This is a genomic window from Bosea sp. RAC05, from assembly GCF_001713455.1.
Lineage (GTDB): Bacteria > Pseudomonadota > Alphaproteobacteria > Rhizobiales > Beijerinckiaceae > Allobosea.
Map to the genome: position 1 here is coordinate 2,004,830 of NZ_CP016464.1, position 13,181 is coordinate 2,018,010.

17 protein-coding genes are annotated in these 13,181 nt (G+C 69.4%); 11 read left to right on the forward strand and 6 right to left on the reverse strand.

Features of this window, described 5'->3' with window-relative positions; genetic code table 11:
• The first annotated feature begins 117 nt into the window (after window positions 1-117).
• From BSY19_RS12915 to BSY19_RS12935, 5 genes are all read left to right on the forward strand, one after another.
• Window positions 118-1,266, forward strand: a complete 1,149-nt coding sequence (locus BSY19_RS12915; RefSeq protein WP_069054526.1) for an alpha-D-ribose 1-methylphosphonate 5-triphosphate diphosphatase — start codon at window positions 118-120, stop codon at window positions 1,264-1,266.
• Between the two features lie 104 nt (window positions 1,267-1,370).
• Complete coding sequence (gene dusA, locus BSY19_RS12920) at window positions 1,371-2,372, forward strand: tRNA dihydrouridine(20/20a) synthase DusA (RefSeq protein ID WP_083247575.1); 1,002 nt, start codon at window positions 1,371-1,373, stop codon at window positions 2,370-2,372.
• Between the two features lie 12 nt (window positions 2,373-2,384).
• The gene (locus BSY19_RS12925) at window positions 2,385-2,837 is read left to right on the forward strand and encodes a PaaI family thioesterase (RefSeq protein WP_171905138.1); all 453 of its coding nucleotides are present in this window, start codon (window positions 2,385-2,387) and stop codon (window positions 2,835-2,837) included.
• 50 nt (window positions 2,838-2,887) lie between these two features.
• The gene (locus tag BSY19_RS12930) at window positions 2,888-3,241 is read left to right on the forward strand and encodes an ArsR/SmtB family transcription factor (RefSeq protein WP_069054528.1); all 354 of its coding nucleotides are present in this window, start codon (window positions 2,888-2,890) and stop codon (window positions 3,239-3,241) included.
• Between the two features lie 22 nt (window positions 3,242-3,263).
• Window positions 3,264-3,704, forward strand: coding sequence for an SRPBCC family protein (locus BSY19_RS12935; RefSeq protein ID WP_069054529.1), 441 nt, complete (start codon window positions 3,264-3,266; stop codon window positions 3,702-3,704).
• A gap of 42 nt (window positions 3,705-3,746) precedes the next feature.
• Here the strand turns inward: BSY19_RS12935 and BSY19_RS12940 are convergent, their stop codons facing one another.
• The gene (locus BSY19_RS12940) at window positions 3,747-4,988 is read right to left on the reverse strand and encodes an SMP-30/gluconolactonase/LRE family protein (RefSeq protein ID WP_069054530.1); all 1,242 of its coding nucleotides are present in this window, start codon (window positions 4,986-4,988) and stop codon (window positions 3,747-3,749) included.
• A 326-nt stretch (window positions 4,989-5,314) separates the two neighbouring features.
• Between BSY19_RS12940 and BSY19_RS12945 the strand changes: the two genes are divergently transcribed.
• Entirely contained in the window at window positions 5,315-6,148 is an 834-nt protein-coding gene (locus BSY19_RS12945; RefSeq protein ID WP_069054531.1) for a sulfite exporter TauE/SafE family protein, read from the forward strand.
• A gap of 88 nt (window positions 6,149-6,236) precedes the next feature.
• The gene (locus BSY19_RS12950; protein ID WP_150129775.1) at window positions 6,237-6,656 is read left to right on the forward strand and encodes a GNAT family N-acetyltransferase; all 420 of its coding nucleotides are present in this window, start codon (window positions 6,237-6,239) and stop codon (window positions 6,654-6,656) included.
• A gap of 28 nt (window positions 6,657-6,684) precedes the next feature.
• On the opposite strand, the gene BSY19_RS12955 is transcribed toward BSY19_RS12950, so the two are convergent.
• The 3 genes from BSY19_RS12955 to BSY19_RS12960 all read right to left on the reverse strand — a co-directional run bounded on the left by BSY19_RS12955 (window position 6,685) and on the right by BSY19_RS12960 (window position 8,055).
• Complete coding sequence (locus BSY19_RS12955) at window positions 6,685-6,927, reverse strand: hypothetical protein (protein ID WP_083247576.1); 243 nt, start codon at window positions 6,925-6,927, stop codon at window positions 6,685-6,687.
• A gap of 64 nt (window positions 6,928-6,991) precedes the next feature.
• Entirely contained in the window at window positions 6,992-7,180 is a 189-nt protein-coding gene (locus tag BSY19_RS27015) for a DUF1289 domain-containing protein (protein ID WP_335622334.1), read from the reverse strand.
• Entirely contained in the window at window positions 7,177-8,055 is an 879-nt protein-coding gene (locus BSY19_RS12960; protein WP_069054532.1) for an adenosylcobinamide-GDP ribazoletransferase, read from the reverse strand. Before BSY19_RS12960 ends, BSY19_RS27015 begins: the two co-directional genes overlap by 4 nt.
• 81 nt (window positions 8,056-8,136) lie before the next feature.
• On the opposite strand from BSY19_RS12960, the gene cobT reads away from it, so the two are divergent.
• From cobT to brnA, 3 genes are all read left to right on the forward strand, one after another.
• Window positions 8,137-9,156 carry a nicotinate-nucleotide--dimethylbenzimidazole phosphoribosyltransferase gene (gene cobT, locus BSY19_RS12965; protein ID WP_069054533.1) on the forward strand — a complete coding sequence of 340 codons (1,020 nt, stop codon included), beginning with the start codon at window positions 8,137-8,139 and terminating at the stop codon, window positions 9,154-9,156.
• A 70-nt stretch (window positions 9,157-9,226) separates the two neighbouring features.
• Window positions 9,227-9,490, forward strand: coding sequence for a BrnT family toxin (locus BSY19_RS12970; protein WP_069054534.1), 264 nt, complete (start codon window positions 9,227-9,229; stop codon window positions 9,488-9,490).
• A complete protein-coding gene (gene brnA, locus BSY19_RS12975; RefSeq protein WP_069054535.1) occupies window positions 9,477-9,698 on the forward strand; it encodes a type II toxin-antitoxin system BrnA family antitoxin in 222 nt (73 codons plus the stop codon). Before BSY19_RS12970 ends, brnA begins: the two co-directional genes overlap by 14 nt.
• A gap of 67 nt (window positions 9,699-9,765) precedes the next feature.
• On the opposite strand, the gene BSY19_RS12980 is transcribed toward brnA, so the two are convergent.
• Window positions 9,766-10,887, reverse strand: coding sequence for a D-alanine--D-alanine ligase family protein (locus BSY19_RS12980; RefSeq protein WP_083247577.1), 1,122 nt, complete (start codon window positions 10,885-10,887; stop codon window positions 9,766-9,768).
• A 94-nt stretch (window positions 10,888-10,981) separates the two neighbouring features.
• Window positions 10,982-12,499, reverse strand: coding sequence for a sensor histidine kinase (locus BSY19_RS12985; protein WP_069054537.1), 1,518 nt, complete (start codon window positions 12,497-12,499; stop codon window positions 10,982-10,984).
• Between the two features lie 86 nt (window positions 12,500-12,585).
• Between BSY19_RS12985 and BSY19_RS12990 the strand changes: the two genes are divergently transcribed.
• Window positions 12,586-13,137: a thermonuclease family protein gene (locus tag BSY19_RS12990; RefSeq protein WP_150129603.1), complete on the forward strand. Its 552-nt coding sequence runs from the start codon at window positions 12,586-12,588 to the stop codon at window positions 13,135-13,137.
• Window positions 13,138-13,181 lie beyond the last annotated feature (44 nt).

Below are 13,181 nucleotides of genomic sequence, written 5' to 3' on the forward strand. Positions count from 1 at the left end.
AAGCCTTGCGACGCAGGGGTGACGGCTGCTTGACGGTTCGGTGACGAAGTCTGTCATGCGGCCGTCATCCCCGGATTCCATGCGCGGTCGGCCGCACCCTTCGATCGCGGCAGGGAGATGGATGTGGCGATTTCGATTACGGGCGGCGATATCCTGGGCGATGGCCTCGAGCGTCGCGACCTCGCTGTGGCTGACGGCCTGATCGCTGCCTTCGACACCGCGCCGCGCGCGGGCGCTCTCAGGCTCGATGCGACCGGGCTCCTCGTGCTGCCGGGGCTCGTCGACTGCCATGGCGATGCCTTCGAGCGCCACATCATGCCCCGGCCGCGGGTTGCCTTCGACATCGACCTCGCTTTGAAGGATGCCGACCGGGCCCTGCTCGCCAATGGCATCACCACCGCCTTCCACGGCGTGACCTGGTCCTGGGAACCGGGCCTGCGCGGGGCGCAGAACGCCCGCGCCCTGGCCGAGGCGATCGCGCGGCTGCAGCCGGAACTGGGCGCCGATACCCGCTTCCATCTGCGCCACGAGACCTTCAACCTCGATGCCGAGCCGCAGATCCTCGACTGGCTGGCCGAGGGCCGCGTCGGCGTGCTCGCCTTCAACGACCACACCGAGGGCACGCTGAAGACGCGCCAGCGCCCCGACAAGATCGGCAAGATGGTCGAGCGCACGGGCCTCTCGACGGAGGCCTTCATGGCGCTGGTCGAGGCCGTCTATGCCCGCAAGCCCGAGGTCGAGGGCTCGATCACGCGGCTTGCCGCGGCGGCGCGCGCAGCCGGCGTGACGATGTTCTCCCATGACGACATGACGCCCGACATGCGCGCCTGGTACCGTTCGCTGGGCGTGACCGTCGCCGAGTTCCCGATCGACGAGGCCACCGCACGCGCGGCCGACGCCCATGGCGAGGCGATCGTCTTCGGGGCCCCCAATGTCGTGCGCGGCGGCTCGCATACCGGCTGCCCGAGCGCCGAGGAGATGGTGCGGGCCGGGCTCTGCACCATCCTGGCCTCGGACTACTACTATCCGGCGCTGGCGCTCGCGCCGTTCCTGCTGGCGCGCCGCGGCGCGGCCTCCTTCGCCGAGGCCTGGGCGCTGGTCTCGCGCGCTCCGGCGCAGGCGCTGGGCTTGGACGACCGCGGCGTCATCGCGCCGGGCAAGCGCGCCGATCTCGTTCTCGTCGAGGATGGCCCCCATCCCCGCATCGTCGCGACCATCGCCGCCGGCCGGCTCGTCCATCTCGCCGACCAGCGCCTGCTGGGGTGAGGCTCGCGGGCCTCGTGGCGCTTGCGCCCGGGGCTGGTCGCGGCCCGATCCTGCGGGTGGCCGCCGCAGGTGCATCGCGTCGCATTTTCGGCTAGTCAGCCGCCATGACCGCCCTTTCGCCCGAGCTGCTGCGCTTTTCCGTCGCGCCGATGATGGACTGGACCGACCGGCATTGCCGCGTCATCCACCGCCTGATGTCGCGCCGCGCCCGGCTCTACACCGAGATGGTGACCGCGCAGGCGGTGATCCGGGGTGACCGCCCGCGGCTGATCGGCTTCGACGCGGTCGAACATCCGGTCGCGCTGCAACTCGGCGGCAACGATCCCGCCCTGCTGGCGCAGGCCGCCCGGATCGGTGCCGATTTTGGCTATGATGAGATCAACCTCAACTGCGGCTGCCCCTCCGACCGCGTCCAGGGCGGGGCGTTCGGCGCCTGCCTGATGCGCGAGCCGGCGCTCGTCGGCGACTGCGTCGCGGCGATGAAGGCGGCGGTCGCGATCCCCGTCACGGTCAAATGCCGCATCGGCGTCGACGATCAGGATCCGGAAGAAGCGCTTGATGCGCTGACGCAGGCGGTGACGGCGGCGGGTGTCGATGCGCTCATAGTCCATGCCCGCAAGGCCTGGCTGCAGGGGCTCTCGCCCAAGGAGAACCGCGAGATCCCGCCGCTCGACTACGAGCGCGCCTACCGGCTGAAGGCGGCCCATCCCGCTCTGCCCATCGCCATCAATGGCGGCATCCGCGCCCCGGAGGAATGGGCGGGCCATCTCGCGCATCTTGACGGCGTCATGATCGGCCGCGAGGCCTACCAGAACCCGGAGATCCTGCTGCGCGTCGATCCGCTGCTCTTCGGCGAGGACGCGCCGGTTGCGGACGCCTTCGCCATGCTGGAGGCGCTGGAGCCGCATCTCGCGCGTCATCTCGAGGCCGGCGGGCGGCTGCATGCGTTCACGCGCCATCTCGTCGGCCTGTTTCCCGGCCGGCCGGGCGCGCGCCAGTTCCGCCGCCATCTCGCCGAGCATTGCGTCGCGGCCGGCGCGGGGCTGGCCGAGCTTCGCGCGGCGATCGCCCATGTTGCCCGGCACGACGCCGAGCGGGCCGCCTGAGGAGGCATGACGATGGCCGAGGCGCCTTCCGACACCGAGATCGGCCGCCGTGTCGCCGAGAGCTTCGACAAGCAGGGCTTCATGACGACGCTGGGCGCGCGGCTCCTGCGCGTGGCGCCGGGCGAGGTCGAGATCGAACTGCCGGTCGGGCCGCTCGTTTCGCAGCAGCATGGTTTCGTCCATGCCGGTGCGGTCGCGGCCATCGCCGATTCCGCCTGCGGCTATGCGGCGCTGACGCGGATGCAGGCAGGGGCGGGCGTGCTGACCGCCGAGTTCAAGATCAACCTCTTGGCGCCCGCTGCCGGCGAAAAGCTCATCGCCCGGGGCCGGGTGGTCAAGGCAGGGCGAACGCTGACGCTCGCCCTGGCCGAGGTCTTCGCCGTCCGGGACGGAGCCGAGAAGCTCTGTGCCATGCTGACCGCCACCTGCATGGCGGTCGGCGGGCGCGAGGGCGTGTCGGATTGACACGCCAGCGAGACTTGACGTTCTCAGTGGACGTAAGGTAACTTAACGTAATGGTTAAGTTGGAATCCTCGCAGCTGGACCGCACCTTCGCGGCTCTGTCCGATCCGACGCGCCGAGCCCTGCTCGCGCGCCTCGAGGGCGAGCACGCGGTCTCGGTCAGCGATCTGGCCCGGCCCTTCGCGATGTCGCTGCCGGCGGTGATGAAGCATCTCGACGTGCTGTCGGATGCCGGGCTGATCACGCGGACGAAGACGGGCCGTACCGTCTCCTGCCGCCTCAATGCCGACCCGATGGAGGAGGCGATGGGCTGGCTCGCGCGCTATCAGAGATTCTGGACGCAGCGCCTCGACGCGCTGGAGGCGATGCTGGAAGCGCGCCGCAAGGCTCCCTCCGAGGCCGAGTGAACGCCCCGAGAGAGGACCGGCCATGCACGAGCGCGTCGCGACCACGCCGAGCCTGACGATCAAGCGCCGGTTGAACGCCACGCCGGCCGAAATCTTCGAGGCCTGGACTGACCCGACGCTGCTGATGCAGTGGTTCGGGCCGGAAAACGTCGTGACGCAGGAGGTCTCGGTCGACGCCCGGGTCGGCGGTGGCTTTCGCGTGGTGATGTTGGAGGATACCGGCGAGCGTCACGAGGTCTCCGGCACCTATTACGAGGTCGTCGCGAATGAGAGGCTGGCCTTCTCCTGGTCCTGGGTCACGACGCCCGAGCGCGTCTCGCGGGTGATCGTCACCTTCAAGCCCGATGGCGCCGGCACGATCCTGACCCTGCTGCACGAGCAGCTCTTCGACGAGCAGGCGGTCAAGGGCCACACCCATGGCTGGACCGGCTCGCTCGCCAAGCTGGAGGCGCTGTTCACCTGACGACCGGCCCGGCTCTACGCCAGGCCGGTCGCAGCGCGGTCTTCAGCCCGGCCCGGCGCCCTGCGTGCCCAGATAGAGCGCGTAGATCGACTGGCTCGCGGCCATGAACAGCCGGTTCCGCTTCGGCCCGCCGAAGCAGATATTGCCGCAGACCTCCGGCAGGCGGATGCGGCCGATCAGCTTGCCGGCGGGGTTGAAGATGTTGACGCCGTTGTAGCCGACATTGCGCCCGGCATTGGACGAGGCCCAGAGATTGCCCTCGACATCGCAGCGTAGGCCGTCGGGCCCGCAATTCACGCCGTCGAGCATGCAGTCCGAGAACACCCGCCCATTGCTGAGCTTGTTGTCGGCGCCGACGTCGAAGACATGGATGTCGCCCTTGCCGCCCGGCCCGGTATCGCCCGGTCCCTTGCCGGTCGAGGCGATGTAGAGCCGCTTGAAGTCGGGCGAAAAGCACAGGCCGTTGGGGTCCGGCACCTGCGACTCCGGCACGACGAGCTCGACGCGCCCGCTCGGGTCGAGCCGGTAGGTGTTGGTCGGCAATTCGCGCTTGGCGAGCCCGATGCCCGGCGGCTGGCCGAGGCGGGGATTGATCTTGCCGTTGGCGTTGCTCGGCCCGCCCGGTGCGTCGGGCGCGCCCTCGTAGAGCTGGCCGCCATAGGGCGGATCGGTGAACCAGTAGCTGCCGTCGGGATGGGCGACGATATCGTTGGGCGAATTCAGCTTCTTGCCGTCGAACGAGTCGGCGAGCACCGTCGCCGAGCCGTCGAGTTCGTAGCGCACGACGCGGCGATTGAGGTGCTCGCAGGAGAGCTGGCGGCCCTGGAAATCGAAGCTGTTGCCGTTGCTGTTGCCCGACGGCGCGCGGAAGACGCTGACATGGCCGTCATCCTCGATCCAGCGCATCTGGCGGTTGCGCGGGATGTCGCTCCAGACGAGGTAGCGGCCCTGGGCGTTCCAGGCCGGCCCCTCGACCCACAGGCCGCCGGTCCAGATCCGCTGGATCGCGGCATTGGGCTGTGCCAGCCCGTTGAAGGCCGGATCGAGCGCGATGACGTCGGGGTCCCAGAAATAGGTCGTCGGAGCGCCCTGGCGGCTGAAGTCGCGTGGCGGCGAGGTGACGGTGGTCGGTGGGGACGGCCGGTTCGCGGTGGATTGGGCGAAGGCCGGCCCAGTGGCGGCGGCGAGCGCTCCGAGCCCCGCGGCGTGGATCAGGCGGCGCCGCGACAGGATCGCAGGCTGTGCCTCGGTGGGATCGTGGTCGTGAACAGTCGGGTCTGTCATCGCTTTATCCTCCCAGATGATCGTTGCGGTCCGGCTTGGTGCCGGCCTTGATGTCGTCTCGACGGTCTCCTCGCGTTGGCTCGCCCGCGACGGGCGGGCGACGCGCAGATCATCAGCGGGATGGGCCGGGGTCGAGCGGTGACGGCGTGGGGGCCGCCGTGCAGGGCGAGCATGCGGGGAGGCTCCCCGCGGCACCCGTCTTGCTGGGCGCAGCGCATGGCCGGGGCCCGGTGACGGATCATCGCTGCATATCGGCTCCGCCCTGCCGTGCTTGCTCCGGCGCCGGAAATCCCCCACAGCAGCCTCCCCTGTGTCGGAACGCTGTCATGCTTGCTGGAATTCCCGTCGGCGACCTCGTCTTCCTCGCCATCTCGCTGGTCGCGGCGGGGGCCATCACCGGCCTGCTCGCGGGCGTCTTCGGCGTCGGCGGCGGCGCGGTCATCGTGCCGATCCTCTACGAGGTCTTCCGCGTCATCGGCGTGCCCGAGGATGTCCGCATGCCGCTCTGCGTCGGCACCTCGCTGGCGGTCATCATCCCGACCTCGATCCGCTCCTTCAACGCCCATCGCGCCAAGGGCATGGTCGACATGTCGATCCTGAAGATCTGGGCGGTCCCCGTGGTCCTCGGCGTCATCGTCGGCAGCTACATCGCCCGCTTCGCGCCCGCGGACCTGTTCAAGATCATCTTCGTCATCGTCGCGATCTTCAGCGCGCTGCGCCTGCTCTTCGCCTCCGATCGCTGGCAGCTCGGCACGCAGATGCCGGGCCGGGTGCTGATGACGGTCTATGGCGGCGTCATCGGCGTGCTCTCGGCGCTGATGGGCATCGGCGGCGGCCAGCTCTCCAGCCTGTTCATGACCTTCTACGGCCGCCCGATCCATCAGGCGGTCGCGACCTCGTCGGGGCTCGGCGTGCTGATCTCGATCCCCGGTGCGCTCGGCTTCATCTATGCCGGCTGGCCAAAGATGGACGTGCTGCCGCCGCTCTCGCTCGGCTATGTCTCGCTGATCGGCTTCATCCTGTTCATCCCGACCTCGATCTGGACGGCGCCGATCGGCGCGCGCCTCGCGCACCGGCTCTCGAAGCGCAAGCTCGAGGTCGTCTTCGGCCTGTTCCTGCTGCTCGTCGCGGCCCGCTTCATCTGGACGCTGCTGCATTGATCGCGGGAGGGTACTGGTGACGGACAGCGCGAGCCCCATCGGCATCCGGGCTCTCGCCGCCGCGGACCATCAGGCGCTCGTCGCGCTGATGGTGGACATGCAGGCGCACTACCGCGTCCCCTGTCCACCATCGCAGGCCATCCTGGACGGTCTCGCCAACCGGCCCGCCGGCGTCGAGATCCTGATTGCAGAGCGTCAGGGAGCGCTGCTCGGCTTCGCCTCCGCCTGCGCGATCTATCCGGGGCCGGGCCTGACCTCGGGCTTCTTCCTGAAGGAACTCTATGTCGCCGCCGCCGCGCGCGGTCGCGGGATCGGTCGCGCGCTGATGCGCGCGCTGGCAGAGCTCGCGCTGGCGCGCGGCCACAAGCGGCTCGACTGGACCGCGGATGCCGCCAACCCCGACCTGCTGCGCTTCTACGATGGCCTTGGTGCCATCGCCCAGAGCGAGAAGGTCTTCTACCGCCTGGCGGGCGAGGCCCTGTCGGGGCTGGCGCGGACGGAGGCCTGATCCCGTCCGCGCCGGAGCGCGGCGGGCGTTACCAGACGACGCAGCGGCGAACGCCGCCAACGATTCCGTAGCGCCGGCAGACGGCACCGTGCTTGCGTGCGGCGGGACGGCGGACGGCGACGGCGCCGTTGGGGCCGACGCAGCCGGCGCGGTAGACACCCTTGGCGCAGACCACGGCGGCGGCCGGCGCGGGCAGGGCGATGCTGGACACGGCGTAGATGGCGGCGGCGGCGAACAGCCCGGTGGGCAGGCTGATCATGATCTTGCGCATGCGAATCTCCTGATGAAATCGCTCGTCTGAAACGCCCCGAAGGATGCGCCGCCATTCCGTATCGTCAAGGTGCTCCGACGCTTTTCCGGGCTCCGAGCCGAGCAGGCAGTTCGGTCATGATCGCCCGGCGCTCCGCCTCGCTCAGATTGCTCCAGCGCCCGATCTCGTGGAGCGAGCGGCCGCAGCCGAGGCAGAGCCGGGTTGCGGGGTCGAGCTGGCATAACTTGACGCAGGGCGAGGAGATTGCGGTCACGACAGGCCTGTCACCAGCATCAGCGCGAAGCCGAGATAGAGCGCGATTTCGTCGAGCTGCTGCGTCGCTCCTGCGACGTCGCCGGTCTGTCCGCCGATCAGCCGGCGGCAGAGGCGCCTGACGAGAAACGCGTTGAGGGCGATCAGCGCGAGCCCGAGTCCCAGCCCCGCAAGCGGCAGCCGGCAGATGAGCGCGAGCCCGCCCGCGAGCAGAAGGCCGATGGCGGAGGCCAGCCAGGCCGTCGGCAGGCTCGGCCGCCCGACCGACGCCGAGGCACCCACCGGGCGGGCCGGCGCCATCCCCGCCAGCAGATGCAGACCCGACAGCCGCGACAGCACGGCCGCCGCCACGAGGGCACCGCTTGCTGCCAGAGGCCCGGCCCGGTCGAGGATCAGCGCCAGCGCGAAGACGCGCAGCAGCAGCGCCAGAGCCATCGCCAGGGCGCCATAGCTGCCGAGCCGGCTGTCCTTCATGATCTCGAGCCGGCGCTCGGGCGTGCGCCCGCCGAAGAGCCCGTCGGCACTGTCGGCGAGCCCGTCCTCATGCAGGGCGCCCGTCGTCACCGCCAGCGTCGCGAGGGCGAGCGTGGCCGAGAGCAGCCCGCCGAGCCCGGCGGCTCCAGCGCCAGCCAGGACCAGCGCGGCCGGCAGGGAGATGACCAGCGCCGCCAAGGGCAGGGCGCGCGGCACGGTGCGGAAATCGGGTGCGGCATGGGGATCGGCCTCGCCGGGCAGGGCTGGCACCGGCAGGCGCGAATAGAAGCGGATGCAGATCGCGGTCGCGACGGTCCAGCCGGGCCAGGCCGGCTCGGCACCCGCCGGCGGTACAGGCGCGGCCTGCGGCACCGCCTCATCCCTGTCCTCGATTGTCTTCATCCGCCACAGCCTATAGCAGCAGCGGCAACCGCGGGGCCATCGCCGAAGCGCCGCCGCCCGTCCTTAGCCACAGAGTCCACCATGGCCGTTTCTGGATTGCCCTTCGACGACATCCGCGAGCTGATCGCCGCGATGCCCGGCCCCGATATGGCGGCCGCGAACATGGTGCGCGCCCGCGACAAGGAGTTGACCAAGCCCGCCGGCAGCCTCGGCCGCATGGAGGAGATCGCCGAATGGCTCGCCGCCTGGCAGGGCAAGGGCAAGCCCTCGGTCGACCGCCCGCTGGTCTGCGTCTTCGCCGGCAATCACGGCGTCGTGGCGCAGGGCGTCTCGGCCTTTCCGCAGGCGGTGACGCGCCAGATGCTCGAGAATTTCGCGGCCGGCGGCGCGGCGATCAACCAGATCTGCGCCGCCTTCGATCTCGGCTTCAAGGTCTTCGACCTCGCGCTCGACCTGCCGACGGGGGATTTCACGCAAGGTGACGCGCTCGACGAGCGCGCCTGCGTCGCCACCATGGCCTTCGGCATGGAGGCGCTGGTCGGCGGCACGGATCTGCTCTGCCTCGGCGAGATGGGCATCGGCAACACCACCTCGGCCGCCGCGATCTATGCCGCGCTCTATGGCGGCGATGCCGCCTTCTGGTGCGGCCGCGGCACCGGGCTCGACGATGCCGGGCTGAAGCGCAAGGTCGCCGCCGTCGAGGCCGGCATCGCGCTGCACCGTCCCCATCTGAAGGACCCGCTCGAGGTGCTGCGCCGGCTCGGCGGGCGCGAGGTCGCGGCGATCTGCGGCGCCATCATCGCCGCCCGCTCGCAGCGGATCCCCGTGATCCTCGACGGCTATGTGGTGACGGCCGCCGCCGCCATCCTGCACGCGATCGAGCCCTCCGCGATCGACCACTGCATCGCCGGCCATCTCTCGGCCGAGGGCGCGCATGCGCAGGTGCTGGCGACGCTCGGCAAGGCGCCGCTGCTGGCGCTCGACATGCGGCTGGGCGAAGGCTCGGGCGCTGCTCTCGCCGCCAGCCTCGTCAAGGCGGCGGCTGCCATCCACAACGGCATGGCGACCTTCGCGCAGGCGGGGGTCGCAGGGAAGGACTAGCGCTGCGCCTGTTGTGTGAGTGGTCTTTGAGGGGGCTGTAAAAGGTATAATTTCTATACTATATTGACCCATGCCATTTGAGTTCGACCCTCTCAAAAGCGCGGCCAACTTGGCCAAGCACGGGATCGATTTCCAACAGGCGCAGGCTCTTTGGGAGGATGCGCGTCTGCTGGAAGCGCCTGCCCGGACTGAGGGCGAGCCGCGCTTCATGGCAGTGGGACTGATCGGCCAAAAGCACTGGTCCGCGATTTATGTCTATCGCGGCGATCGGGTGCGTATCATCTCGGTGCGGCGCGCTCGAAGTGAGGAGATCGAATACTATGAAAACGGGTGATTTCGATCAGGCTTTCGATGACGGGCAGTCTGTTGAGGACAAAATCGACTGGGCCAAGGCGCGGCGTCCCAACAGCGAGACGAAGCGCGTGAACGTCGATTTTCCGAGTTGGGTCGTCCAAGGCCTGGACCGTCAGGCGCAGCATCTCGGCGTGACCCGGCAGTCCCTGATCAAGCTCTGGATTGCGGAGCGACTGGGCAAGGCGTGACGGCCGACATCAGCGGCGGCGGTCAGGCTGCACGTCTGGTGAAGCGACCGCGCGAGGTTCGCGGCTCCTACCCCTCGTAGCTCGTCCGCAGCCCCGCCCGCTCGGCGTGGCGCTCCTGCGCCAGCTCGACCAGTCGGGTCAGAAGCGCGGGGTAGGGCATGCCCGACGCTTCCATCATCTTCGGATACATGCTGATCGCGGTGAAGCCCGGCAGTGTGTTGATCTCGTTGAAGAAGAAGGCCCCGCTCTGGCGGTCGAGGAAGAAGTCGACCCGCGCCAGGCCGCTGCAGTCGAGCGCGACGAAGGCGTCGATCGCCAGCTGCCGCACGCGCGCCATCTGCGCCGCGTCGAGCTTGGCCGGCAGATCGACGCTCGCCCCGTCCTGGTCGATGTACTTCGCCTCGTAGGAGTAGAACTCGTGCTGCGGGCCGGCATTGAGCTCGCTGGCGACACTCGCCACCGGCGGTTCGCCGTCGAGGACGGCCACCTCGATCTCGCGGGCGTCGATGCCCTGCTCGATCAGCACCTTGAGATCGTACTGGAAGGCGTCCGCCAGCGCGGCGTCGAGATCCTCCCAGCGCTTCACTTTATGCACGCCGACGCTGGAGCCCATGTTGCAGGGCTTGACGAAGACCGGCAGCGTCAGCCCGGCGCGGGCCGCTTTGGTGGCGGCGGCAGGGTCCCGGCGATAATCCCGCCGCGCGACCGCGAAATAGGGCGCGACGGGAAGGCCCGCCAGCGCCGCCAGCCGCTTGGCGATGTCCTTGTGCATCGAGACGGCCGAGCCGAGCACGCCCGAGCCGACATAGGCCGCGCCCGCGAGTTCAAGCAGCCCCTGCAGCGAGCCGTCCTCGCAGAGCGGGCCATGGATCACCGGGAAGACGACGTCCACCGGCGCGATCGCGGCGGCATCGGCGTCGCTCGGCAGGATCGCGGTGCGCCCATCCGCCTGAGATTCGAGGCGGATCGCCGGCGAGTCGGCGGGAATCGGCAGGCTCTCGGTGTTGGCGGCCTCGATCCGGCGCAGATCATGGCACTGCCAGCGGCCGTCCTTGTCGATGCTCACCGGCACCGGCTCGAAGCGCTCGCGGTCGAGATAGCGCAGCACGGACGCCGCCGACTTGAGCGACACCTCGTGCTCGCCCGATTTGCCGCCGTAGAGCACCGCGACGCGCGTTTTCCGGTTCATGATCGAACAATCCGAGAGGTGGGAGGAAGCGGGGAGCGCGGGGGCAGGGCGATCAGGGGTGTCGACGACAGCTGTGGCACGATTCGGGCGGCGTTCAGGCGGCGCGCGTCTCCGGTTCCGGCAGGGCCGCGAGCGTGTCCATGACGCGCACTGGCGGCAGGGTGACCGTCACCTCGGTGCCGGCGCGCGGCTTGGATTTCAGGTTGAAGCCGCCGCCATGCAGGTCGATCAGTCCCTTGACGATCGGCAGGCCCAGCCCCGAACCCTGCTCGGCCGTCTTGATCGCCAGCGAGCCGCGCCCGAAGGTCTGCAGCACGATCGGGATCTCGTCCTCTGGAATGCCCGGGCCGGTATCGGTGATCGAGACATATTGCCCGCCATTGGCGGTCCAGCCGACCTTGACGGTGATCTCGCCGCCCGGCGGGGTAAACTTGATCGCGTTCGAGAGGATGTTGAGGACGACCTGGCGGATCGCGCGCTCGTCGGCCCAGACCCTCGGCAGATCGGGCTCGAACACCTCGCGGATCGTCTGGCTCTTCGCCTTGGCGCGCAGGTTGAGCATGTGCCGGCAGTCCTCGGCGATGTCGGCGAGCGAGAGCGCCTCCTCGTTCAGTTCGTACTTGCCCGACTCGATCCGCGACAGATCGAGGATCTCGTTGATCAGCTCGAGCAGATGCTGGCCGGAGCTGTGAATATCGGCCGAGTATTCCTTGTAGGCCGCATTGGCGTGCCCGCCGAAGACCTCGTTCTTCATCACCTCGGAGAAACCGAGGATGGCGTTGAGGGGGGTGCGCAGCTCGTGGCTCATCGTCGCCAGGAAGCGCGACTTGGCGAGATTGGCTTCTTCCGCTTTCCGCCGGGCCTCGTCGGAATTGGCGTTGGCCGTTTCCAGCTCCGCGATCAGCGCGTCCTTTTCGGCGCGGAAGGCGATGGTCGAGACCGAGCTGACATAGAGACGGTTGGCGAGGAAGACGAAGAACAGCTGCGCCGCCGCGGCCATCACGGCGGTGGTCAGGCTGTCCATGTCGGTGCGGCCCCAGAAATAGGCGGCGATGCCGATCATGATCGGCACGATTCCGGCATAGACCGCCATGGGGATCGAGGCGGCGAGCATCACCGTCAGCGCGCTGACGATCAGCAGCGTCGTCGTGACGAAGACCTTGGCCCCGGGCGCATCCACCTGCGCGAAGACCAGCAGCATCATCGCCCAGCTGATGCCGTGGAAGCCCTCCGCCAGCGCGAAGGCCCGGCGCCAGGGCCGGATCGAAATCTCGCCCATGGCCTGCGTCAGAAAGCGCCGGCTCAGAACGACGATGACCATCGTGGCCAGCAGCACCGTGCCGACCCAGGGCGTGACCCGATCGATGGGCACCCAGAGGCAGGCGGCGGCGGCCACGGCGAGCGCCAGAATCAGCGTTCCGACCGAGCCGTTCATGCGGTACTCGGCGAAAACCCGCAGCAACTCGTTGTCGAAGGCGCGCTCGAGGCCGGTCGAGGACGTCAGCCGCTCGCGCACCGACTTGACCTCGCGGGTGACGAGCTTGCGGCGTGCGAGGACCGTCGGGTCCGGCCCGCGCCCGCGCTGCACCTGTTCGGCTGTCACTTCCGCCATGATCGGGAGACGCGCTGTCCTCTTCCCGCGCGCGGCCTGCGCGACGGGCCTGCCATCATGGTCGGCAAATCGTTAAGCTCTTCCTGATGACGCGCTTCGGATTCACCCGGTGGAAGAACGGACCCCTCGGCTGGCGGCGCGTCGGGCGTCCCGTCGACATCGTCGTGGCGCTGGGAATCCTCGGGCTCCTGGCGATCGCCGGGGCGGTGCTTCAGTACCGTCTCGGGCCGGCTCGCACGCTGGTCGGCATGGCCCGCGCCATCGACGGCGATTCCCTGCGTCTGCTCGGCGAGGAACTGCGGCTCGAGGGCCTCGACGCGCCGGAGCTGCGCCAGAGCTGCCTCGACGCGGGCGGGCACGAGGTCGATTGCGGGCGGGTCTCGCGTCGCGCACTGGAGGCGCTGCTGGCGCGCGGGCCCGTCACCTGCGAGATCGGCAAGATCGATCGCTATGGTCGCGGGCTCGCGCGCTGCCGGCAGGGCGAGACCGACATCAACGCCATGCTGGTGCGGGAGGGGCACGCGGTCGCCTATGGCGGCTACCGCGCCGAGGAAGAGCAGGCGAGGGCGGCCGGCCGCGGCATCTGGGCGCTCCGGTTCGAACGGCCGGAGACCTGGCGGCGCAGCCACGCCCGCTGAGGCGCGGCGCCGATGCCACACAAACATCACGAAACACCTTGAAA